20 protein-coding genes and 1 pseudogene are annotated in these 22943 nt (G+C 39.8%); 12 read left to right on the forward strand and 9 right to left on the reverse strand.

Annotated elements, in window-relative coordinates; all coding sequences use genetic code 11:
• Positions 1–333: 333 nt before the first annotated feature.
• Positions 334–1191 carry a glutathione-dependent disulfide-bond oxidoreductase gene (gene yghU, locus HC725_RS01905; protein ID WP_190330078.1) on the reverse strand — a complete coding sequence of 286 codons (858 nt, stop codon included), beginning with the start codon at positions 1189–1191 and terminating at the stop codon, positions 334–336.
• 376 nt (positions 1192–1567) lie between these two features.
• Between yghU and HC725_RS01910 the strand changes: the two genes are divergently transcribed.
• Positions 1568–2896, forward strand: coding sequence for a polysaccharide deacetylase family protein (locus HC725_RS01910; protein WP_190330079.1), 1329 nt, complete (start codon positions 1568–1570; stop codon positions 2894–2896).
• Between the two features lie 100 nt (positions 2897–2996).
• Here the strand turns inward: HC725_RS01910 and sstT are convergent, their stop codons facing one another.
• On the reverse strand, positions 2997–4235 hold the full coding sequence (gene sstT, locus HC725_RS01915; RefSeq protein WP_190330080.1) for a serine/threonine transporter SstT: 1239 nt from the start codon (positions 4233–4235) through the stop codon (positions 2997–2999).
• A 567-nt stretch (positions 4236–4802) separates the two neighbouring features.
• Here sstT and HC725_RS01920 point away from each other — a divergent pair.
• From HC725_RS01920 to HC725_RS01955, 7 genes are all read left to right on the forward strand, one after another.
• Positions 4803–5381 (forward strand): hypothetical protein, encoded by a 579-nt coding sequence (locus tag HC725_RS01920; protein ID WP_203219058.1) that lies wholly within the window; start codon positions 4803–4805, stop codon positions 5379–5381.
• A gap of 235 nt (positions 5382–5616) precedes the next feature.
• A complete protein-coding gene (locus tag HC725_RS01925) occupies positions 5617–7155 on the forward strand; it encodes a long-chain-fatty-acid--CoA ligase (protein WP_190330081.1) in 1539 nt (512 codons plus the stop codon).
• A gap of 566 nt (positions 7156–7721) precedes the next feature.
• On the forward strand, positions 7722–8858 hold the full coding sequence (gene lldD, locus HC725_RS01935; protein WP_190330082.1) for an FMN-dependent L-lactate dehydrogenase LldD: 1137 nt from the start codon (positions 7722–7724) through the stop codon (positions 8856–8858).
• A 128-nt stretch (positions 8859–8986) separates the two neighbouring features.
• Positions 8987–10423: an aldehyde dehydrogenase gene (aldA, locus tag HC725_RS01940; protein WP_190330083.1), complete on the forward strand. Its 1437-nt coding sequence runs from the start codon at positions 8987–8989 to the stop codon at positions 10421–10423.
• A gap of 397 nt (positions 10424–10820) precedes the next feature.
• Positions 10821–12191 (forward strand): MFS transporter, encoded by a 1371-nt coding sequence (locus tag HC725_RS01945; RefSeq protein ID WP_190330084.1) that lies wholly within the window; start codon positions 10821–10823, stop codon positions 12189–12191.
• Between the two features lie 143 nt (positions 12192–12334).
• A complete protein-coding gene (locus tag HC725_RS01950; RefSeq protein WP_190330085.1) occupies positions 12335–13525 on the forward strand; it encodes a DEAD/DEAH box helicase in 1191 nt (396 codons plus the stop codon).
• Between the two features lie 232 nt (positions 13526–13757).
• On the forward strand, positions 13758–14684 hold the full coding sequence (locus HC725_RS01955) for a cation diffusion facilitator family transporter (protein ID WP_190330086.1): 927 nt from the start codon (positions 13758–13760) through the stop codon (positions 14682–14684).
• Here HC725_RS01955 and HC725_RS01960 read toward each other — a convergent pair.
• From HC725_RS01960 to soxR, 5 genes and pseudogenes are all read right to left on the reverse strand, one after another.
• Positions 14676–15053 (reverse strand): ribosome recycling factor family protein, encoded by a 378-nt coding sequence (locus HC725_RS01960; RefSeq protein WP_190330087.1) that lies wholly within the window; start codon positions 15051–15053, stop codon positions 14676–14678. The two genes, HC725_RS01955 and HC725_RS01960, sit on opposite strands and share 9 nt — an antisense overlap.
• Positions 15054–15153: 100 nt before the next feature.
• Positions 15154–15732: a hypothetical protein gene (locus HC725_RS01965; RefSeq protein WP_190330088.1), complete on the reverse strand. Its 579-nt coding sequence runs from the start codon at positions 15730–15732 to the stop codon at positions 15154–15156.
• 204 nt (positions 15733–15936) lie between these two features.
• A complete protein-coding gene (locus HC725_RS01970; protein ID WP_190330089.1) occupies positions 15937–16596 on the reverse strand; it encodes an HAD family hydrolase in 660 nt (219 codons plus the stop codon).
• Positions 16597–16598: 2 nt separating this feature from the next.
• A pseudogene (locus HC725_RS01975) lies at positions 16599–16865 on the reverse strand (TOBE domain-containing protein); the annotation flags it as partial.
• Positions 16866–17309 carry a redox-sensitive transcriptional activator SoxR gene (gene soxR, locus HC725_RS01980; RefSeq protein ID WP_190330090.1) on the reverse strand — a complete coding sequence of 148 codons (444 nt, stop codon included), beginning with the start codon at positions 17307–17309 and terminating at the stop codon, positions 16866–16868. It lies immediately after the preceding pseudogene.
• A gap of 151 nt (positions 17310–17460) precedes the next feature.
• On the opposite strand from soxR, the gene HC725_RS01985 reads away from it, so the two are divergent.
• The 4 genes from HC725_RS01985 to HC725_RS02000 all read left to right on the forward strand — a co-directional run bounded on the left by HC725_RS01985 (position 17461) and on the right by HC725_RS02000 (position 20968).
• Positions 17461–18861, forward strand: coding sequence for an L-serine ammonia-lyase (locus HC725_RS01985; RefSeq protein ID WP_190330091.1), 1401 nt, complete (start codon positions 17461–17463; stop codon positions 18859–18861).
• A gap of 147 nt (positions 18862–19008) precedes the next feature.
• Entirely contained in the window at positions 19009–19779 is a 771-nt protein-coding gene (locus HC725_RS01990; protein ID WP_190330092.1) for a hypothetical protein, read from the forward strand.
• 146 nt (positions 19780–19925) lie between these two features.
• A complete protein-coding gene (locus HC725_RS01995) occupies positions 19926–20540 on the forward strand; it encodes a LysE family translocator (RefSeq protein WP_190330093.1) in 615 nt (204 codons plus the stop codon).
• Between the two features lie 32 nt (positions 20541–20572).
• Complete coding sequence (locus tag HC725_RS02000; protein ID WP_190330094.1) at positions 20573–20968, forward strand: DUF2391 family protein; 396 nt, start codon at positions 20573–20575, stop codon at positions 20966–20968.
• Positions 20969–21060: 92 nt separating this feature from the next.
• Here HC725_RS02000 and HC725_RS02005 read toward each other — a convergent pair whose 3' ends face one another.
• Positions 21061–21735 (reverse strand): DUF2057 family protein, encoded by a 675-nt coding sequence (locus tag HC725_RS02005; RefSeq protein WP_190330095.1) that lies wholly within the window; start codon positions 21733–21735, stop codon positions 21061–21063.
• Between the two features lie 209 nt (positions 21736–21944).
• Positions 21945–22928, reverse strand: coding sequence for a phage integrase (locus HC725_RS02010; RefSeq protein WP_190330096.1), 984 nt, complete (start codon positions 22926–22928; stop codon positions 21945–21947).
• Positions 22929–22943: the final 15 nt, after the last annotated feature.

Raw genomic sequence — 22943 nt, forward strand, 5'->3', positions numbered from 1 at the left:
TAAATATTAACGTTTTCATTAATCTAACCTATCTAAGCTTGAACAGTAACCTATTGATAATAGTCAGAACGATTGTTTGAGAGGTTGGAAAATGCATAAGTATTTCAAGTTCATTCTGCCGATAGCGATACCGCTGTTCATTTTGTTTTTACCGCTGTCTGCATTTCCATTTGAAGAAGGTTTTATGAGATGTTCTGTGGTTAGTCTCTGGTGGTATTGCACTTGGTTTAGCTTTAGATAAAAGCGGTTTAGCCGAACTGATGGTTTAATTTCAAAAAAACCATCCGATGGGAGTAGTACCTAACGGATGGTTCACAAACTTGAAACTATAAATTATGGTTTTAATTTCAATGCATTATCAATGTCGGATGCACTATGACGCTCGGCAATCGCTTCCCATGCCTCACCCATTGGTTTATTTACAATACGACCACGTTGAACAGCAGGGCGCTCAAGAATTGCTTTTGCCCAACGTTGTAGGTTTTTGTAGCTGCCCACATCCAAAAACTCCGCTGCGCTGTATGCGTTACCTAACGCCAAGTTACCATACCAAGGCCAAATCGCCATATCTGCAATGGTATATTCTTCACCGGCGATAAAAGTATTGTTTTCGAGCTGCTTATCGAGCACATCTAACTGACGTTTTGCTTCCATCGAAAAGCGATTAATTGGGTATTCGAATTTTTCAGGAGCATATGCGTAGAAGTGTCCGAAACCACCGCCTAAATATGGAGCAGAACCTTGCAGCCAGAATAACCAGTTCATCACTTTTACGCGATCTTCGATTGCGGTTGGCAGGAAATACCCGAATTTTTCCGCTAAATAAAGCAAGATAGATCCTGATTCAAATACGTTAATAGGGGTATCACCGCTGCGATCGACTAACGCTGGGATTTTCGAGTTTGGGTTGACTTCCACAAAGCCAGATGAGAATTGATCGCTGTCGCCAATTTTAATCAAGTAAGCATCATACTCTGCGCCAGTGACACCTTTGGCGAGTAACTCTTCCAGCATAATGGTGACTTTTTGTCCGTTTGGGGTTCCCATTGAATGCAGCTGAATTGGGTGTTTTCCGATTGGTAATGCTCTTTCAAAGCGAGCACCAGAATCTGGTCGATTAATGCTTCCCCATGTGCCACCGCTTTCCGCTTCCATGGTCCAAACTTTAGGTGGAGTATATTCTTTCGTCATTGTTTTCCCTTTTACTTTGAAGTGTTCGGTTTATACCTGTCGTGATTAAAGTTGTAACATCAGTAAGACGGGTATAGGTATCAATTACTCTGAATTACTTTTTATCATAATCTATTAGTATGGCAACTATGTTCATTAATGTCGTTTATCTTGGTCTGATTTTTTGAACATGTTTTATGTGCTTATTACTTGAGACTTTAGCTTTAATGACTTTGGCTATATTGGTTTATTTGGAATATAGGCATCACAATTAATAGACCTATCATTTTCATTTTTTTGTTCTCTCGATTCCAATCTCAACATGGTTAACATTCAAGCTAAATTTTATCTCTATGCTTAGCTTGCTTTTCCAACTAATTGAAAAATGAGGAAGATAATGTTGAATAAAGGATTAATGAAAACCATACCAATGGCTCTGGCATGTATAGCCGTGTCTGTTCAGGCCGCCAATGTTGCACCGTCTCAAAGCCCACCAGCAGGGATAGCTATTGAGAATGCGCCTCAGTTTGTTGCTATCGCATTTGATGATAATACGCTGGTGGATGGACAAAATTGGGTATTGGAGCAATGGGGAAAAAGAAAAAATTCGACGGGTAATGGCAACGTAAATACTTTTGATGGGCAAGCCATCCACACCACCTTTTTTAATACCTGTGAAGCCATCATTGCGAATAACACACAAGGCACTAATGCTGGGCATGTGAAGCAAACTTGGTATCAAGCTAAGTTGCAAGGGCATGAAATGGGGAATCATACTCTGAATCATTTACACGGTTTAGAGTTTAGTTCAGAGCAATGGCAGCAGCAAATCAATGATTGCCAGATGGCGATGAGCAAGCCTTTTAATCAACAAGATGCAGAATTTCCATCCGATCAAGATGGTATTGGTGTTGAAGCTACTGGGTTCCGTTCTCCTTACCTAGAATATAACGATGGACTCTTTTCCTATCTTGTCCAATCTGGATTTAAGTATGATGCCAGTATTGCAGAAGGTTATGATCCCGCGCAGGATGCTGGAAATCAGTATTGGCCGTATACATTAGATAATGGCAGCCCTGGTGCGGATATTGTCGCGAACTGGGGAGTTAAGCCACCCGTTACTGCTCATGCTGGTTTATGGGAGATCCCAGTTTACGCTTTCACTGTTCCGGATGATCAAGTGGCGAAACTATACGGAATAGATTATTCGTTACGCTCAAAAATAGCTCAAGCGATGAGTTGGTTTGATACTCAATCGGGCAAAATTGAATCGGGTGATTATAACTTGTTTTATATGGCAGGATTAAGTGGCCCTGAAGTGCTGGCGATTTTGAAATACAACCTAGATATGCGTCTTGCAGGTAATAAAGCGCCGATGACATTTTTAGCGCATTCAACCCATTATGATGATCAATTCGATTTGTGGGTTCCAACTCAATCGAATGCCGAAGAACGTAGAAAAGCGCTGAGTGACTTTTTAGATTATGCATTATCCAAATCAGATGTTCGTATTGTCAGCCACCTTGAATTGGTTCATTGGATGGAGGACCCGCAAGCGTTGCCTGCAAAATGTGATGCTGAAAAATGGCAGCCAGAGCAGGCCTATTCAAATGAACATCAAGTCAGCTTTTCAGGCTTTATATGGCAATCAAAATGGTGGTCGTATAATGAAAAACCGCAAGATGAAAATTGGGGTGTATGGAAAAAATTGAACGTTTGTCGTTAAGTTTTATAGGTTGTTAACGCTGAAGTTATAAACAAAAACGGCCAACTGAATATTCAGTTAGCCGTTTTGTATTATCACCAATTATCAATTAATCAGGCGGTTAAGCTTGAGTTGATTGACTGACCGCTTGGCCTTGTTCTGAGCGACAAACTGCAGCGGTAAAGACCACATCTGTTGAGCTGTTAAGCGCTGTTTCAGCCGAATCTTGGATAACACCAATAATAAAGCCAACTGCAACTACTTGCATGGCAACATCATTTGAAATACCAAATAGGCTACAAGCAAGAGGAATCAGTAGTAGAGAGCCACCGGCAACACCTGAAGCGCCACAAGCAGAAACCGCAGCAACAACACTTAATAAGATAGCTGTGAAGAGATCAACTTGGATACCTAGCGTGTTAACAGCTGCAAGTGTTAGTACTGTAATAGTGATCGCAGCACCCGCCATATTAATGGTCGCGCCTAACGGGATAGAAACTGAGTAAGTATCTTCATTTAATTTTAATTTTTCACATAACGTCATATTCACAGGAATATTTGCCGCACTTGAACGTGTGAAGAAAGCCGTCACACCACTTTCACGCAGGCATTGAAAAATCAAAGGGTATGGGTTTTGTTTGATTTTAACATACACAATGATTGGGTTGACGACTAAGGCGATGAAGAACATCGAACCCAGAAGAACCGCAAGTAAGTGAGCATAACCAGCTAGAGCACTAAAGCCAGTGGTGGCGAAAGTAGAAGCAACTAAACCAAAGATACCAATAGGGGCTAGACGAATAATAAAGTGAACGATAGTGGTAACACCATGGCTTACGTCTGTCAGCATTGTTTTAGTCGCGTCACTAGTATGGCGCAGCGTAATACCAAAACCAATCGCCCATGCCAGAATTCCAATGTAGTTGGCTTCAACTAAAGCATTAATTGGGTTATCAACCACTTTAAATAATAAAGTATGAAGAACCTCTGCAATGCCTTGTGGTGGGGTTGCTCCTGTTGCGCCCGCTACTAACGTTAATTGTGTTGGGAACATAAAGCTAAAAGTAACCGCCGTAAATGAGGCTAATAATGTGCCTAAAAGGTATAAAATAATGATTGGGCGCATATTACTATTGGCATTTTTCTTTTGATTTGCAATTGAAGCTGCAACTAAAATAAAAACCAAAATAGGAGCGACAGCTTTTAAAGCACCAACAAATAAACCACCAACCAGAGATGCGCTAATGGCGGTAGTTGGTGAAATTAAAGCGAGTAAAATACCGGCGACAATACCGATTAGAATTTGTAGTACTAAATTGCCATTAGTCAGTTTAGATATGAGGGAAGTGTTGTTTTGCATAATTTAACCTGTTCATAGTTTTTATAATTACGGGTAGAAATCGAGTTCATCCGATCCCATTAACAGCCCTGTTAGTAGGAATTAACCATCATAACGGCTCTAGTGAATCTGTCTACCATTAAGCCAGTTGAAAATAGAAACATGCGGAAATAAATGCCGTAGCCATGTTAATATTTTGTTGCTTAAATGTTGGGCAGTTTTATATCACGGAATAAATAATAATTTGAAGCAGTTTTTAGCGCTTTTGTGCGCTCGGTATCTTAAGGAAGTCTTAGTTTTTTTAAAGTGATTGCCGCTAATTTTTATCTTATTGAAATGTAACATGATAAAAATATATTGGTTCATCCGGTATTTTATAGCTCTTTGCTTGAATAAATCACACGATCTAACTAGCTTTAATACAGATTAAGTACTTTTACTTACTTTGGTGAATGTTATGCGTTGATTAAAATTCTTATCTTCCGGTGTTTTTAGCGATCAATTTGAATTCTGTGTCTTTTAAAGTTTATAAGGTAAAGTAGCGATAATTTTTTGAGTATATAACCTTGATTTAGGAAGAGAAATATAATGAAAAACTTTGCTTCGGGTATGAATAATTTTGTTGTTGGCTTATTCTCTGGGTTGTTATTACCGATTGTTATCATCATGGTATTGCTGTTTATGACAGTCGATAAAATCACTAGCTTTGCTCAAGATGAAGCGATTGCACCTTTATATCAACGTGGCGCACAAACCTTAGATAAGGTCGATGCGTTGATCATGACTTTAGATAACAAGGTCGATAATGCCGATTTACAAGACATTAAACTATTGTCGCCATTAAAAGAGGCCAATGTCTTCCCTGAACTAAAACAACTAGCACGTTCGGTACAAATGATCCGTGAAGCGGCAGAAGACAAAGATAAACAAGCGGTTATTGATGGCTTAAAAGAAAAATTACAACAATCATTTTCGAATAAATTTCCAGAAGAGCAAGCTCAACAGTTAGCTGATAATTTTGCAAATATTGCTCAAATCATGGCGAATAAAAAAGAACAATTAGTGGCTCAAAAAGAGCAGTTACAAAATAAAACACAAGATATAAAAGGAAAAGCTCAAGAGAAGATTGAGAGTGTTACCGATAAAACAGATCAGGACGCTGAATAAATCAGAGAGAAAATATAAAGAATAAGGCCTGATTTACTTATTTATCTTACTTAACCGCTATACTTGATGGCGGTTTTTTATTCTACCTTAGTCACATTCTGTCTATTCTCTATAGACAACAATCACAAATAAGTGACACCTAAAACACATTGTATTGACTTTGCCTTATTGAGTCTTTAGTAATTAAACAGATAATTTAAACGAACGTTTAATAAATAATAAAGGTAAAGCCATTATGATGAGTCTTGCTGCAGCCCTACGCCGTAATGCACAGTGTAAACCCAATAAAGTTGCCCTAATTTGTGGGGATGTTGAAATTACTTATGCGCAGTTTGATGCTATTGCAGGAAAGATAGCAACAGCATTGGTGAATAAAGGATTGCAACCGGGTGATCGCGTGGCGTTGAGCTGCCCTAATTTACCTTTCTTCCCGTTAATTTATTACGGAGTCCAGAAAGCGGGTGGTGTGGTTGCGCCTTTAAATGTACTCCTGAAAAGCCGGGAAGTTAAATATCACCTTGAAGACTCTGCGGCTAAGTTTTTCTTTTGTTTTGAAGGATCTCCTGAGCTACCAATGGCACATGAAGGGATTAAAGCCTTCCATTCGGTTGATAGTTGCGAACATATGGTTGTGATGTGTTTGGCTGAAAATCAATTGGATTATGAAGGTCAGCCAACATTGAGTGCTTTTATTAAAGATGCTGCTCCGATCGCCGATTATGTAGCACGAGAAGCGGATGATACGGCGGTGATTTTATATACCTCGGGTACGACCGGATTAGCAAAAGGGGCGGAGTTATCTCAAAGCAACATCATTACTAATGCGCTAGTGGCACAAAGTATTATGAATTTTTCCGGCTCGGATGTGAACATGGCAACGTTGCCGTTATTTCATACCTTTGGCCAAACCGTTAACCTGAGCGTGACGGTTTTATGTGGTGCGACTTTGGTGTTGGTACCTCGCTTTGAACCTGCGGTCGTACTTTCTCTTATCGAAAAGCATCAAGTGTCGTTATTTGCGGGCGTTCCAACCATGTATATCAGCTTGAATCATTGTGATAATACAGCGGATATTTCTAGCCTAAAAGTGGGCGTGAGTGGTGGGGCTTCCATGCCGGGAGAAGTTATTCGGGCTTTTGAGACTAAATTTGATGTGCCAATTCTTGAAGGCTATGGATTGTCTGAAACCAGCCCAATAGTCTGTTTCAATCATCTAGATACCGAGCGTTTCGTTGGTTCGGTTGGACAACCGATCCAAGGTGTTGAAGTGCGTCTTGTCGATATGGATGACAATGAAGTGGCTGTGGGTGAAGAGGGCGAGATTATTGTCCGTGGTCATAACGTAATGAAAGGATATTTGAACCGCTCAGAAGAAACTGAGAATGCGCTTAAGAATGGCTGGTTCTATACCGGTGATATTGCAAAGCGTGATGAATTTTATAATATTTTCATAGTTGACCGAGTTAAGGATATGATCATCCGTGGTGGCTTTAATGTGTATCCGCGAGAGATTGAAGAAGTGTTTATGACGCATCCTGCTATTGCTATGGTGGCAGTAATCGGTATTCCTCATAAAGAATACGGTGAAGAAATCAAAGCCTATGTGGTTTTAAAATCAGGTCAATATATTGAAGCTGATGAGTTGCAAGCATGGGGAAAAGAGCAATGCGCCGCTTATAAATACCCACGATATGTTGAAATCCGTGAGCAATTACCCATTAGCGCAACGGGTAAAATTTTGAAGAAAGATTTAAAAGCGGAACTGAAAGGGTAAGAAAATTTAAGGTGTAAAAGAACGAGAAGCCTAAGTGCTTCTCGTTTTTGTTATTTGAATTGAAACTTAGCATTTGGAGGATTGAACCGTGCAATCAATTATTGCCTTAAGCTCTGCCTCTATGTGGTGTAATCAATGGATTACTGGTGACGAAATTAAATATTTCTTCTATTGTCATGACGATTGGAACCATGAGCCTATTCAGAGGGATAACTTATATATTACTTGGTGATCAAATTTTAAAAAATAATTGAAAAAGTTAATACTCGAATGAAAATTTAATAAAATCCATGCACCACTAAATTGATAAATAAAAAAGAGTTTGATGTCATGAAGTGTTCTCATTACGCCTATCATGTTGCAAAAATGTGAGCTGGGCAGCCCTGTCTTTAAAAAACCGCCATATAATTATGAAATTGTTTTTTTCTTCAAGGTGTGATGTTTAATCAATCATTATTGTGAAGGGAATTGATTTATTTATTGTTTAATTAATGATGTTGGATGTGCTTTAACTAACTCTATTCTTTAAATAACGACGATACAGAAAATTAGATAAAGGGACTTCAATGATTATTTCTGCACCATCAGATTTTCGTGGGATTGCTAAAAAAAGATTACCCCCTTTTCTCTATCATTATCTTGATGGAGGTTCATATGACGAAAAAACTCTAGATAGAAATACTAGAGATTTAAAGGATGTGGCATTACGTCAGAGAGTACTGAACGATATGTCAGAACTCCACCTTCAGACGGAATTGTTTGGTGAGAATCTTGTTATGCCAATTGCATTAGCACCTGTTGGGTTAACAGGAATGTATGCTCGTCGAGGGGAAGTTCAAGCGGCAAAAGCCGCTGATAAGAAAGGCATTCCATTCATCATGTCGACAGTGTCTGTTTGTCCTATTGAAGAAGTTGCACCCGCTATTGAACGTCCTATGTGGTTTCAATTGTATGTATTGAAAGATCGTGGATTTATGAAAAATGCCTTAGAACGAGCTAAGGCGGCTGGTGTCACAACACTGGTATTTACCGTTGATATGCCAGTACCCGGAGCTCGCTACCGAGATATGCACTCTGGTATGAGTGGCAAAAATTCAGGGCTACGTAGAGTGCTGCAATCTGTGATTCACCCTAGATGGGCATGGGACGTGGGATTATGTGGAAAACCTCATGACCTTGGAAATATTTCTACCTATAGAGGGAAACCAACCAATCTGTCTGATTATATAGGTTGGTTAGGTGCAAACTTTGATCCATCGATTTCGTGGAAAGACTTGGAATGGATCCGCGATTTTTGGGATGGCCCTATGGTGATAAAAGGCATCCTTGATGAAAGTGATGCGAGAGATGCCGTTCGATTTGGCGCGGATGGAATTGTAGTATCGAACCATGGTGGCAGGCAGTTGGATGGAGTGTTATCGACGACTAAAGCGTTACCCGCCATTGCTGATGCCGTCAAAGGGGATATTAAGATATTAGTTGATTCAGGAATACGCTCAGGGCTAGATGTTGTGAGAATGTTGGCGTTAGGCGCTGATTGCACTTTATTAGGCCGTTCGTATATTTATGCATTAGCCGCGCAAGGTGGAGCAGGGGTTGAGAGTTTATTAGATCTCTACGAGAAAGAAATACGAGTAGCAATGACATTAACAAATACAAAAAATATTAACGAATTATCCCAAAGTTCTTTGGTTAATATTTAAATGTTCGATGCTGAAAAACAATTATTTGCTGTTGGTACTTAAATCGTATCTTAAATATCAATTGTTATTTTAGTTCTAATAATAAAAGCCTCTTTACAATGAAACAATAAATACAGTGAGATAATAAAATGGAAAATAACATTAGGAACTACAATAATTATATTAACGGTGTATTTACTGACAGCGATGACAAAATTAATGTTTATAGTCCCGCAACAGAATTACTTATTTCAACGATACCGTCATCAACCGAACAAGACGTTCAGCATGCTCTAGATTCTGCTACAGCAGCAAAGCAGCAATGGGCAGCGACACCTGCGATTGAACGAGCAAAACACTTGAGAGTCATTGCCAATAAAATCCGTGAAAATATTCCACACCTTTCTCGTATCATTAGTGAGGAGCAAGGAAAAACCTTAGGTTTAGCGGAGGTTGAGGTGGAGTTTACCGCTGATTACATTGACTATATGTCTGAATGGGCAAGAAGAATTGAAGGCGAAATCATCACAAGTGACCGCCCCGATGAGAATATATTTCTATTTCGAAAACCTGTAGGTGTTATTGCTGGCATATTACCTTGGAACTTTCCATTTTTCTTGATCGCCAGAAAAATGGCACCAGCACTGATTACGGGAAATACGATTGTTATTAAACCTAGTGAAGAAACGCCAAATAACTGTTTTGAATTCGCTAAGTTAGTTGCTGAAACCGATCTGCCTAGTGGTGTTTTTAACGTAATTTCAGGCAAAGGTGATATTGGTTCCGCACTTACCAGCAGCCCTAAAGTTGATATGATTAGTTTTACTGGGAGTGTTACTACTGGTGAGCACATTATGGCTTCAGCGGCTCCTAATATCACTAAACTCAACTTAGAGTTAGGCGGTAAAGCACCTGCTATTGTGCTTGATGATGCTGACCTTGAGTTAGCGGTAAAAGCAATACGCGATTCCCGAATAATTAATTCAGGACAAGTGTGTAATTGTGCTGAGAGAGTATATGTACAGCGCGGAATTGCGGATGAATTTATTGCTCATGTTACTAGAGCGATGGAAGCTACAAAATTTGGCGATCCATTGGTCGATACGGATATAGAAATGGGTCCAATTATCAATCGAAAAGGGCTAGAAAAAATTAGAGACGCGGTTGATACAGCATTACAGCAAGGTGCAACCTTAGAATGCGGTGGGAAAATTGCAGATACACCAGCAGGTCATTATTTTTTACCAACGGTGCTAAGTGGTTGTGATATGTCGATGGATATTATGCAGCAAGAGATATTTGGCCCTGTACTACCTATACAGATAGTCGACTCGTTAGAAGAAGCGATCACTCATGCTAATAATTGTGAATATGGACTTACTTCTTCTATTTATACCAAAGATCTTTCTCAAGCGATGCGTGCAGTCAAAATGCTTGAATTTGGAGAAACTTATATCAATAGGGAAAATTTTGAAGCCATGCAAGGCTTCCATGCTGGTGTGAGAAAATCTGGAATAGGCGGCGCAGATGGAAAACATGGTTTGTATGAATATTTGAGTACTCAAGTGGTTTACATGCAATCCTAGCGTTATTTTTTGTTTAGATAAGAGCCTGTTGATCATATCTTCTGGCTCTTTGTTACAAAAAGTAGACTAACTAAAACGACCACTAATCTCCTTTGAGAGTTAGCCCTGCGTCCATTCGTGCATATGGTTCTATTGCGCTAAATCGATGGTTGTTCATAAAGTATGACTGTAGCTAATCTATTCGCATGTGTAACCAGTTTAATGATGATATTTTTATGTGAGACTAGTCATTTGAACGTAATTTGAAGATTAAGTTATTTGGTTTATGGAGGACACTGCTTTTTCTTCATATTACCGATTTACATACTGTTACAATGGGGAGAGAATTGTGATGATCTTATCCCACTCGCTTTAGACAGAGTGATTAACCTTCAAATTTGAGGTGACTATATTCTCCATGGATAAAACCTACTCTGATGGGCTACCTAACCCACAACGTCTTGGTGCAATTTTCACCATTGCCTTTGGTATTGCGATGGCCGTGCTTGATGGAACAATATCCAATGTGGCACTGCCGACTATTGCAGCGGATTTAAATGCTAGTCCGGCTGAGTCGATTTGGGTGGTCAATAGCTATCAAATTGCGATCATTGTGTCATTACTTTCGATGTCTTTTATTGGTGATTTGGTGGGCTACCGTCGGGTGTACCAGATTGGTTTAGGGGTATTTTGTTTAACCTCGGTGTTTTGTGCACTATCGACCTCATTGGAAATGTTAACACTCGCTCGAGTTTTGCAAGGTTTTGGCGGTGCAGCGTTGATGAGTGTGAATACTGCATTAATTAGGCTTATCTATCCGCAGCGTTTTCTTGGAAGAGGGATGGGAATAAACTCCTTCATTGTTGCGGTGTCAGCGGCGGCTGGTCCTACAGTAGCGGCTGCAATTTTATCGGTAGCATCTTGGCAGTGGTTATTTTTGGTTAATGTTCCCATTGGTATAATTGCTTTGCTGCTAGCCTTCAAATTTTTGCCCCCGAACCAAGAAAAATCAACCGGACAACGTTTTGATATTCCAAGCGCCATTATGAATGCGCTCACGTTTGGCTTATTGATTTCTGCGATCAGTGGATTCTCTCAAGGGCAATCAAATGTGTTGATTACCGCTGAATTAGTCGGTGTTGCTGTGATTGGTTTCTTTTTCATTCGTCGCCAGTTATCGATGACGTTTCCGTTGTTACCCATTGATTTACTTCGTATTCCAATTTTTTCATTATCGATGGGAACTTCAATATTTTCGTTTACGGCACAAATGTTGGCGTTTGTATCACTGCCATTTTTTATGCAAACGGTTTTAGCTCGAAGCGCAGTTGAAACCGGATTATTATTAACACCTTGGCCATTAGCTACTATGGTCGCAGCGCCACTGGCGGGTTATTTAATTGAACGTTTTCATGCTGGTTTACTTGGTGGGGTAGGGCTTGGAATTATGGCGTGTGGACTGTTTGGTTTAGTGTTATTACCACATAACCCAACCGATGCTGATATTGTGTGGCGTATGGCATTATGTGGCTTTGGTTTTGGTCTGTTTCAATCGCCAAATAACCACACTATCATTTCAGCCGCACCGCGTAATCGCAGCGGTGGAGCAAGTGGTATGCTCGGCACCGCGCGTTTATTTGGGCAAAGCACTGGCGCGGCGTTGGTGGCGCTAATGTTTAATATGTTCCACGATAATGGTACCCACGCTTCATTGATTTTGGCCGGTAGTTTTGCTGTGATTGCAGCAATAGTCAGCAGCTTGCGAGTCACTCAGCCCCGCTCGGCTTAATCATTGACCCTGTAATAGCTTGAGTTGTTCAGTTAACTCAAGCTATCTTGGCTTATTTCACTATTAAATTCCGATAACACTCACTATATAAAACCGCTACACTACACTTAATTCTGTTTCATTCTCCAATACTGAGATTTCCCATGCCATTTTCTTCTTTTGGATTAAGCGATCCAATTTTAAAAGCCGTTGCTGAGCAAGGTTACGAAAAACCAACCGATATTCAAACTAAAGCGATCCCTGTTGTTTTGCGTGGTGAAAACCTGATCGCGGCAGCGCAAACGGGAACAGGTAAAACGGCGAGTTTTGTATTGCCGATTTTGGAGATGTTAAGCAAAGGAAAAACGCAGCGTAAAAAACGTATTCGTGCGCTTATCTTGGTGCCAACTCGCGAGCTTGCGATTCAGGTTGAGGAGAATATTCAAGCCTATGGTAAATATTTAGATCTGACCTCTTTAGCAATGTACGGTGGTGTCGATTATGCACCACAGAAACAAGCCTTGATTGACGGTGTTGACATTTTGGTGGCAACGCCAGGTCGTTTGATCGATTTATACGGTCAACATTCGGTGCATTTTGATGAAGTGGAAATGCTGGTATTAGATGAAGCGGATCGTATGCTCGACATGGGTTTTATCGAAGACATCAATAAAATTCTAGCGCGTTTACCTAAAAATATTCAAAACCTATTATTTTCAGCCACATTATCAAATCCTGTGCGTGAATTAGCTCGTACTGCGATTGATGAAGCAACTGAGATCTCGATTGCTAAACATAGCGCCTCAAAAGATTCAATTAACCAATACATGATCACGGTTGATAAAGACCAAAAATCTGCATTATTGACGCATTTATTGACTGAGCGAGATTGGTCACAAGTGTTGATCTTTATCGGGACTAAGCATGGCGCGGCTAAATTAGTGTCGCAACTGGAAAAACGTGGCATTCCAGCAGAGGCGATCCACAGCGGTCGTAATCAAGCATCACGCGCACGAGTATTGGAAGAGTTTAAAGTGGGCACCGTGAAGTATTTAGTGGCAACGGGTGTGGCGGCGCGTGGTATCGATATTGATGACTTACCGTGTGTGATTAACTATGACATGCCATTTCCTGCCGATGACTACGTGCACCGTATTGGTCGTACAGGTCGTGCGGGTTCAAAAGGTGAGGCGGTATCGCTTGTCTCTCGTGATGATTTTAAAAACTTATGCATGATTGAAAGTCGTCTTGGTCATTTAATCAAACGTAAAACAGTCGAAGGTTTTACTCCAATTAAAGATGTGCCGATCTCCGTGTTAAATTATGTGCCAAAACATAAGCGCCCCAAAGAATAAGCGAGCCGAAATAGCCTAATAAGCCATAACGAGAGTTTGCAAAGAAACAAGCAAATGTAAAAACCGATTAGTATATAGATTGGACCTAACTCCAAGGAAAGATCTTTTATGCTAAAGATTCGGTTGGCCCTCAGAATAAAAAATCAATGGGTATACAGGCATGTATATCCTTGAGTTAGCGTTATTTTTTGAGTAGCGTTAACTTAAAATCCCCTCACATTAAGGAAAAGATATGGCTCACTCTCATGGACATGATCACGGGCACTCTCACGGTCATCATCACCATTCGCCAGATGACAGCATGGGTAAATTGATTTTTGCCATTATTATTAATATTGCGCTAACCGTTGTCCAAGTTATTGGCGGAATTCTGTCAGGTAGTTTATCTCTACTTGCCGATGCTTTGCATAACCTCAGTGATGCTGGTGCTTTGATTGTTGCCGTGGTGGCGAGAAAAGTCGGCAATAAATCAGCATCAAATACCATGAGTTATGGTTATAAACGTGCTGAAATTATTGGCGTATTAATCAATAGTACGACCTTGATTGTAGTCGGTGTGTATTTGATTTTTGAATCGTTCAATCGCTATTTAAATCCAGAACCGATCGATGGTTGGATTGTGATTGGCGTTGCAGGTGTTGCGCTTATCATCGACTTAGCTACCGCTTTTCTTACCTTCACCAGCGGCGCAAAAGATAATATGAATATTCGCGCAGCCTTTATTCATAACGTTTCTGATGCGATGGCATCGGTTGTTGTGATGATCGCTGGGACGTTAATTATTTTGTACCAATGGTATGTAATTGATTTAATTGCCACGATTGGTATTTCTATTTACGTTATCTACCACGGCGTTTTGCTATTAAAGCAAAGTATTTTGATCATTATGCAAGCGGTGCCTTCGCATATCGATATAGAAAAAATGAAGCTGCAACTTAATGAAATTGAAGGTGTTGAAGAGCTTTCTCATTTTCATGTATGGCAACTTGATGATAAAAAATATTTCTTTGAAGGCCACGCTAAGTTAAATACTGCTGACAATGAAACAGTCAAAAATGCGATTAGAACCTTTTTACATGATGAATATGAAATTAAGCACAGCACCATCGAAACCACTCAAATGTTAGAAGCGGATCAGAATCTAGATCGTCTAAAATGAGTCAGATGTAAATCGGGCCTGACGCGCTTCAGCCATCGTGCAATCTGTTTGGTGCATAAGCTCGGCAAGCGTGATATCGGGATCGACTGCAATTAAACGCTCTAATATAGCCACTTTGGATTCAGGTTTTGTCTGGGTGGCTATGAGGCTCTCATCGATTTTCTTAATCAAAAATGCCATGGGTTCAGCATGAGATTGACGTAATGTAACCAATAAAGACATGACTGATTTAAGCTCACCTTCAAGCTGCCAATTTCTTGACCGTCGAATACGTTTAAGTTCACACCTTAATTCGAGAGCCATCTCTTTAGCTTGTTTGACTTGCTCGCCACCAATACGATGGACGAGTGAGGGCAAGGGAATAATCATATCAATTGACTTCGATTGTAAGGTGATAGCGCAAGATCATATTATTTAAAGAGCTAAAGAGTAGAAATTTAACATCTCTACTCTATTGATAGCGAAGAATTTAGTCTTGGATTTGTTCAACTAAACCTTTGTCATTGAAGATCACAAGAAATTTATTCCAACGATTAGACCAATACATCCACTGATTACTGTCGAGTGACGGGGTTTTGTGCTCTGGTGGATAGCCTATGGCAAGCGTTACACCTTCTTTGGTCATGCCTATTAATGCTTTCCCTTGCTCGATGCCTTTTTTATCAAGATTACTTAATGCGAGCTTGTTAGTTGCGGTACATTTTGTACCAAAGTAGCCTTGTAAGTACTGGGAAAAATCTGGTGATGATTTATGACGGATTAGAGTATACACAGTGCCTGTTTTTGTTTCTTGAAAGGTGATTAATTTATTGTTGTAATCTTGTAAGTCAACTTGAGTACAACGCGAGATCAATCCATCTTGTTGGTAGTTAACCGTGTACAAACGCTTACGTTGTTGGTCTGGGTGTAAGTTGACTAACGTATAAATAGGTTGCGTTGTTTCGACTAAATTGGTTCCTGACTGATCCACTAAAGGTTGAGTATTAGCACAAGCGGCGAGAAGTGTGGTGAGAACAGTTGGTATTGTTAAGTGTTTAATGGAAAACATAGTTTGCCCTTATTAAATGATGAAGTATTTGTGCAATATAAAGTGTCCATGTCGAAAAGTATCGAGTTAAAGGGTGATTTTGTGATGCAATATTTATTGCATTGAAATATAAGTTGATTTATCAATCAATCAATCAATGGCGCAGAATAAATTGATTATTATAGACAAAAATTTCCCATCGTTGATTGTGGTGGGAAATTTTTACTATCCCCAGTTTAATCTCTGCCAAGGCTTCCCTTTAGCTTGTGCTAGCAGACGTTCACATGGATTGACTAAATAAGCAAAATCGGCGTATTCACATAAAGGTAAATCATTGATGGAATCAGTATAAAAATGCACTTCTGAAAATGACTCACTTTGTTGATCACACCATTGTTGTAAGCGAGTGACTTTGCCTTGTTGATAGCTAGGCGTTCCCAGAATAGTTGGCGTGAGCTGGTTATCTTTTGCAATTAAATCAATACCAATTGCATATTGAATGCCAATGCGTTTTGCTACCGCTGCCACTAAAAAAGTCACGGATGCCGAGATGATCAACATGGTACGTTGCTGCTGGTGGAGCTGTTCTATTAAAGTGTTGGCTTGCGGAAAGATTTTTGTCAGTATTTTTTCTTCCACACATTGATCGGCCAATTGTAACACTTTTTCAACGCTCAAATGGCGAATAGGCTCAATCGAAAAATTTAAATATTCTTGTATATCCAGCTCACCTTTTGAATATAAACCCATCAATCTTTTGTCTTCAGCAATAAAGTTTGGATTGGTCGCTATTTTCTGTTCAACCAAAAATTCATGCCAAAGCATCGCGCAATCAGCATTGACTAAAGTTTCATCCATATCAAAAACATACAGAGGTTTGGTCATGTTTAGGCTCTCACTGGTTGAATTTCATTAAGATTAAAGCGCAGATTAAGTTGTTGTCCACTAGCCAATAATCGTTCAGATGAGCGATTTAATAAATCGACGGTTAATTCGCAATCACGGCAGTTGTCCATGGCAACTTGGTAGCGAATAACATTACCAAGTAGTTGATGACTTCGTATTTTAGCCGTTAAAGGTACGGAGATGTGTTTGGGATAATGCCGACCTTTTTCTTCTACGTAAATATATTCTGGTTTGATGGCAGTTTTATTTCAGTTTTCATTTATCATTCGAACACTTAGCTTTGCTCCAGCCTGAGTTATCCCTTTAGAATCTTGTGGATTGTATAGCGCGCAACTATCTAACGATAAACAACCACAATTAATGCAGCTGCCTAGCTGGGTTTGAAGGGCTTGTAGATTTTGAATTCTCTCATCTAACATTTGATGCCAACCTTGTGACATTTGCTCCCACTCTTCTTTTTTTGGAGCTTTGTTTTTGGGTAAATGTGCTAATGCTGTGGAGATTTCTTGTAATGTTAATCCAACATTTTGCGCCGCTTTGATCACGGCAATACGGCGTAATATTTGATTGGAATATCTACGTTGATTAGCGGTGGTGCGAGTGCTGTAAATTAATCCTTTTTGCTCATAAAAATGTAGAGTGGCAATACTCACTCCTGCGCGTTTGGCGACTTGTCCCACCGTCATATCCATATTTTTATTTCCAGCATGAGTTTATTGAACTAGAAGCAAAGTATCGGAAAATACCATAACCCTCAAGTTAACTTTATGCGTCATTTAGCATTATCTGTGAGTAAACCAAGCTATAGTAATTAATAGAGTTATCACTTGATATGAGGTAAAGATGTTATCAATCTTTGATATTTTTAAAATTGGCGTAGGACCATCGAGCTCCCATACTAATGGCCCAATGATTGCGGGCTATCAATTCAGCCAATTGATGCAGCCTTATTTACCCCAAATTAGCCGTATTCGTATCGATTTATATGGATCGTTGTCGTTAACGGGGATTGGGCATCATACTGACCGTGCGGTGATCTTAGGTGTATTGGGCAATCGTCCAGATTCCATTCAATTAGATATTGCTAATCAAGCCTTAAAAAAAGCACTCGACGATCATCAATTGGATCTTTATGCAATTGAAATGATTGGATCTCAAACGGATAGTTATAAGACTATCTCGTTTGATTACGCTGCAGATATTCAATTTCACTCAACCAATTTGCCTTTACATGAAAATGGTATGGTGATCACCGCATTAGGTGAAGACGCAAAAGAAATTGTCAGCGAAATTTATTATTCGATTGGTGGCGGTTTTATTCTAACGTCCAAGCAAATGCAAAATAGAGGAAGTGAAGAAACCACCCAAGTAGAGTTTCCTTTCCATGATGCGGAATCGATGCTGCTGCAAGCGGATCAACATTGCTTAACATTGGCTGAGATGATATTGCGTAATGAGCTGTCATTTTTTGATATGGACAAGATCCAATCTAAAGCGGATCAAATTTGGCAAGTGATGAGTCAATGTATGCAGCGCGGTTTTGAAACCGAAGGTGTTTTAGAAGGCGGTTTAGGTGTGGTACGCCGGGCTCCTAATTTAAGAATGCGACTAGAAAGCGGTTCACAGTTAACCACTGATCCGATGGAAATTATGGATTGGATTAATTTGTTTGCTTTCGCGGTGAGTGAGGAAAATGCCGCCGGAGGGCAAGTAGTTACCTCACCCACTAATGGCGCGGCTGGCGTTATTCCAGCTGTGTTGATGTATTATCATCGCTTTATTGAAGAGCTTGATACTAAAAAGCTGGTGGATTTCTTTGCTATTGCTGGCGCGATTGGCATTTTATACAAGACTAATGCCTCTATTTCTGGTGCTGAAGTTGGCTGCCAAGGTGAGATTGGTGTGTCTTCTTCCATGGCCGCGGCTGGCTTAGCTGCATTATGTGGCGGCACTAACGAACAAATTTGTGTCGCAGCAGAGATTGCAATGGAGCACTCACTTGGTATGACATGCGATCCCATTGGTGGATTGGTACAGGTGCCTTGTATCGAACGCAATGCGATGGGCGCAATGAAGGCGATTAATGCTTCGCGCATGTCTTTAAGGCGCAGCAGTAAAAGCGTGGTGTCTTTGGATAAAGTGATCGCCACCATGTTTGAAACGGGTAAGGATATGAATCGAAAATATCGAGAAACCTCACTCGGCGGATTAGCCTTGATCCATCTCGCACCACCATGTGAGTGATTTACAGTGTAAAGCATATATTCATCTGACTTGAAGCCTCAATTACGTTGAGCATAGGCTGTTTAAACCGTTAAATGTGGCAGTGTCCGCTCCCTGAACCGTGATAACATGCTGCCATATTTAACCTAATATTTAACATGTTGTTTTATGCTTACTTTTGCGATTGCTTTTTTATTGTTACTTAGCCCACTAGCGTTGTTGATTCTTATCCATCAAGGATTAAGCCAACTTTTGTCGCGTAAAATTTCCCAGCGTCCACTTTCTAAAGCGATGTTTTATACCTCGGCTATGATTGGCACGCCGCTACATGAATTATCTCATGCGTTAATGGCGTTAGTGTTTGGGCATAAAATTCACAAAATTAAATTTTTTCAATTTGGACAAGATGGTCGTTTAGGTTATGTAGAGCACAATTGGAATCGACGTTCTTTGTATCAGTCCATTGGCATGTTTTTTATTGCGATTGCGCCTATGTTGGTGACTATGTTGGTTTTATGGGCGTTAGCCACGCATCTTAATATTCATTTTGTGGAATCAAGCCGCCGTAGTTTATTCACTCCGTCATTACTCGATTTAGCTCATTTTATTTGGGATCATGCATTAATGTTGTTGAGCCAAATTTTGGTGTTTTCAACTACTAGCTGGCTTAACGTATTATGGCTGTTACTGGCATCTATTGTGTGTTTCCATTGTGTTCCTAGTACGACAGACTTTAAGCATGCTTTCAAAGGATCAATATTAGTCAGCGTTATATTGTGCGCTGCGTGGTTTATTACGGTGTATTTCATGCCAAATCATGCCGAATTACTTAATTCAATCTTTCATTTATGGCTTAATGTTTCGGCATTTTCTTTAGTGATTGCGGCGCTCAGTTTTATTTGGTGGATGGTATTGTGGTTATTGAGTTTGGTTGGCTAATACTATTTTTACTTGAAGCTGCAGTTTTGTTCTTTACAAACAATCGTTGGCTACATTTACTCATCTCAATTTTTTAATATCTTGATTTAACACTTAATTTAGCTGTTATTTATTTGGTTACTATCGTTTATTAAGTAAGGATTTACATGACATTTACTATTTGGACTTCATTATTACTTATCTCTTTATTAGGGGCGATGTCGCCTGGACCAAGCTTAGCTATGGTCGCGAAACATAGTCTTGCAGGTGGTCGTTCTAATGGATTAGCAACCGCATGGGCACACGCTTTTGGTATTGGTTTATATGCCTTATTTACTCTTTTAGGGCTGGCTATTTTATTGCACCAATTTCCCACCGTTTTTAAAGTGATCACTTATGCTGGCGCGGCGTATTTGGCCTGGCTTGGTTGGAATGCGATTCAGTCGAAAGGTGGCATTGCAGAACGCTTGGTGTCGGGTAAAAGCTGCACGATATTTCAATCGGCCAAAGAAGGTTTTTTCATTTCTATTTTAAGTCCCAAGATTGCTCTCTTTTTCACGGCTTTATTTAGCCAATTTGTAGCTGTAAGTGGGGATCTCAGCAGTAAAGCTATTATTGTTGCGACACCATTTTTAGTTGATGGTTTGTGGTATACGATCATTACTTTTATGCTCTCAAGCCAAGCTCTTTTAGGGACGCTAAGACGCAAAGCATATTGGATCGACAGAGTTTCAGGTGTGGTTTTAATATTGTTAGCCATTCGAGTGGTGTGGATGGTATAGCCGTTGATACTTGCATAAAAGGATAGCGAAGCATGAAGCTAAATTTTAACTGGGAAGATGCAAGCCAAGTGATCATTGGTGCGTTTACGTTAGCGGTGCCGATTTCATTTTCTGAGGAAGCGTGGGATTTAAGTCGGACGCTTCCAATGATAAATATTGTGATGCTGTTTAGTTTATCTATCGTTATTTTAGGCTTTTTTGCTTACCAAAGTGTTTTCCAAAGTAATGTGAAACATCGTATGTTGGCTTTTGGTGTGCGTATTGTTTTAGCGTATTTTCTGACATTATGTGTTGTGGCACTGGTGTTGGTGTGCTTGAACAAATTCCCCCTCGAAATGGATCCTATTTTAGCCTTTAAACGTCTTATTATTATTGCGATGCCTGCTTCAATGGGGGCAATTGTAGTGGATAGTTTTGATAAGGAATAGAGGATAAGAGTAGGGTAAGGAAATCGAATCGAAGTATAAATAACAAGGTTGCCAAGTTGAACTTGGCAACCTTGTTGGTTTTTATGGTGTTACTATTTAGCAGAAGCGGCTTGTGCTTTTTGAATGGACTCTACAAAACGTTGTTGAGTCTCTGCATCGGCTTTATCAAACCAATAGTGCAACATTTGCTCTTCAGTATTTTTATATTGTGTATCACCAGACATTTTCACTGGTTGTACAGCTGCCGCTGCCGGTATTGCTGCACTTGTGGTAATCGCCGCAACCCCACCTTTCTTGTTATAAGCAACCGATTCTGAATCATATTTACGTCCCAGCTGAACGCCATTTTTCATCAGTTTATCTTGAGCAACAGGAATGGCATTGCCACTGTCATCAATCAGTTTCCACGTTGGGTTCTTGTCAAAATCACGAGCTTGATCAGCGTTGCGATATTCAGGAACATCGATATACAGAGTCGTATCTTTAGCATCAAACTTAGTTATGATCGCATCAGTTGTGATCGAGACTTGTTCATTCCCTTCTTGAAAGCTTGGCTTATAGCGAAAGACAATTTGGTTAACGCCATCTGGTAGGGTGACGCTTTTTTCACTCGCAAAGAAGTTACCACTAATATCGGGCTCTTCACTATTTACAGCAAGGATATCGATATTACTTGGGAACTTGATAATGACATCCGCAGAGGCGGTAGCACTGAAGCAAAGTAGGCTTGCAAGAGCAATGGGTGATAATGAGCGAATAATTGACATTTCAGTATCCTATTTATTGATGGAATCTGTTGGTTTATAGAAATATTCGTTGATATAAATAATAGAAGAAAGGGGCTCTAAAAAGAGCGTTAAATCTAGAGTAATAAAGCATAGCGACACATACAAGCCCTTAATTTAAAGGGCTTTCATTTTTTCGTTAATGACCAAACATAGCAAAACATATGCAATGTGGACAAAATGTGGACGCGCTACTGTCGATTAGTTAAAGGGTTAAGTTTGATAGCATCAACTAAATGTTCTGGCGATAAATGTGCATACGTCATCGTCTGAGTTATGTTTGAATGCCCTAATATTTTCTGGAGCTGTAAAATATTACCACCATTGATCATGAAGTGGCTAGCAAAGGTGTGCCTTAATATGTGAGCTTTTTGCCCCTTTGGAATATCCAATGCTAACTTGTTCATTATCTTATAAAGCCGTTGAACCGGATCTCCTAAGAACAACGAACGCCCATTGTTTGGATAAATGCTATCGTATAATTCTTTTGAAATAGGTACCGCTCTTGGTCTACCTGTTTTAGTTTCAGTAAATTGGATTTTATGAGGTGTTAGGTTGTTGGCATTTAGCATGATGGTTTCACGCCATCTTGATCCTGTTGATAAGCAAATATCGACAGCTTTTTTTAACTCATCATCGTGCTTGACTGCATCCAGTAAAATATCAATTTGATTGGTAGTTAAAAAAGACATGAAGGTTTTATTTTCAATTGGCTTTTTTATATTTTTTAACGGATGTACACCAGTGTAATCACCAGTTTCAATTAGTACTGTGAAAACATTACTCAGACAAGAAATAAGGCGACGAATTGTATTGCTCTTATGACCTTTTTCTAAACGATTTAGTTGCCACTCGCTAATGAGGTTTGGTGTGATTTTATTTGTTTTAGGATCGCCTAATTCACCACAGACCAATATGACCTTTTTTTTATAGTTTTCAGCAGTACGCTTGAATTGACCAGATTTTTTCCACCATAGCTCAATCAATTCAGATAAATGGCGGCGGTCTTCAGGTAAGCCTAACCACTCTTTATTGTGAGTGGTTGCTAGAATATGCTTTTCATAAGCCAGAGCTTCCGCTTTGGTGACAAATTGCTTTCTAAACCGCTTACCACTGCGTCCAGACGGTCTTAAATCGACCAACCACTTACCGCTGTCATCTTTTTTTACGGTCATAAACTAGACTTCTAT

It is taken from the genome of Vibrio sp. S17_S38, assembly GCF_014694375.1.
Taxonomy (GTDB): Bacteria; Pseudomonadota; Gammaproteobacteria; order Enterobacterales; family Vibrionaceae; genus Vibrio.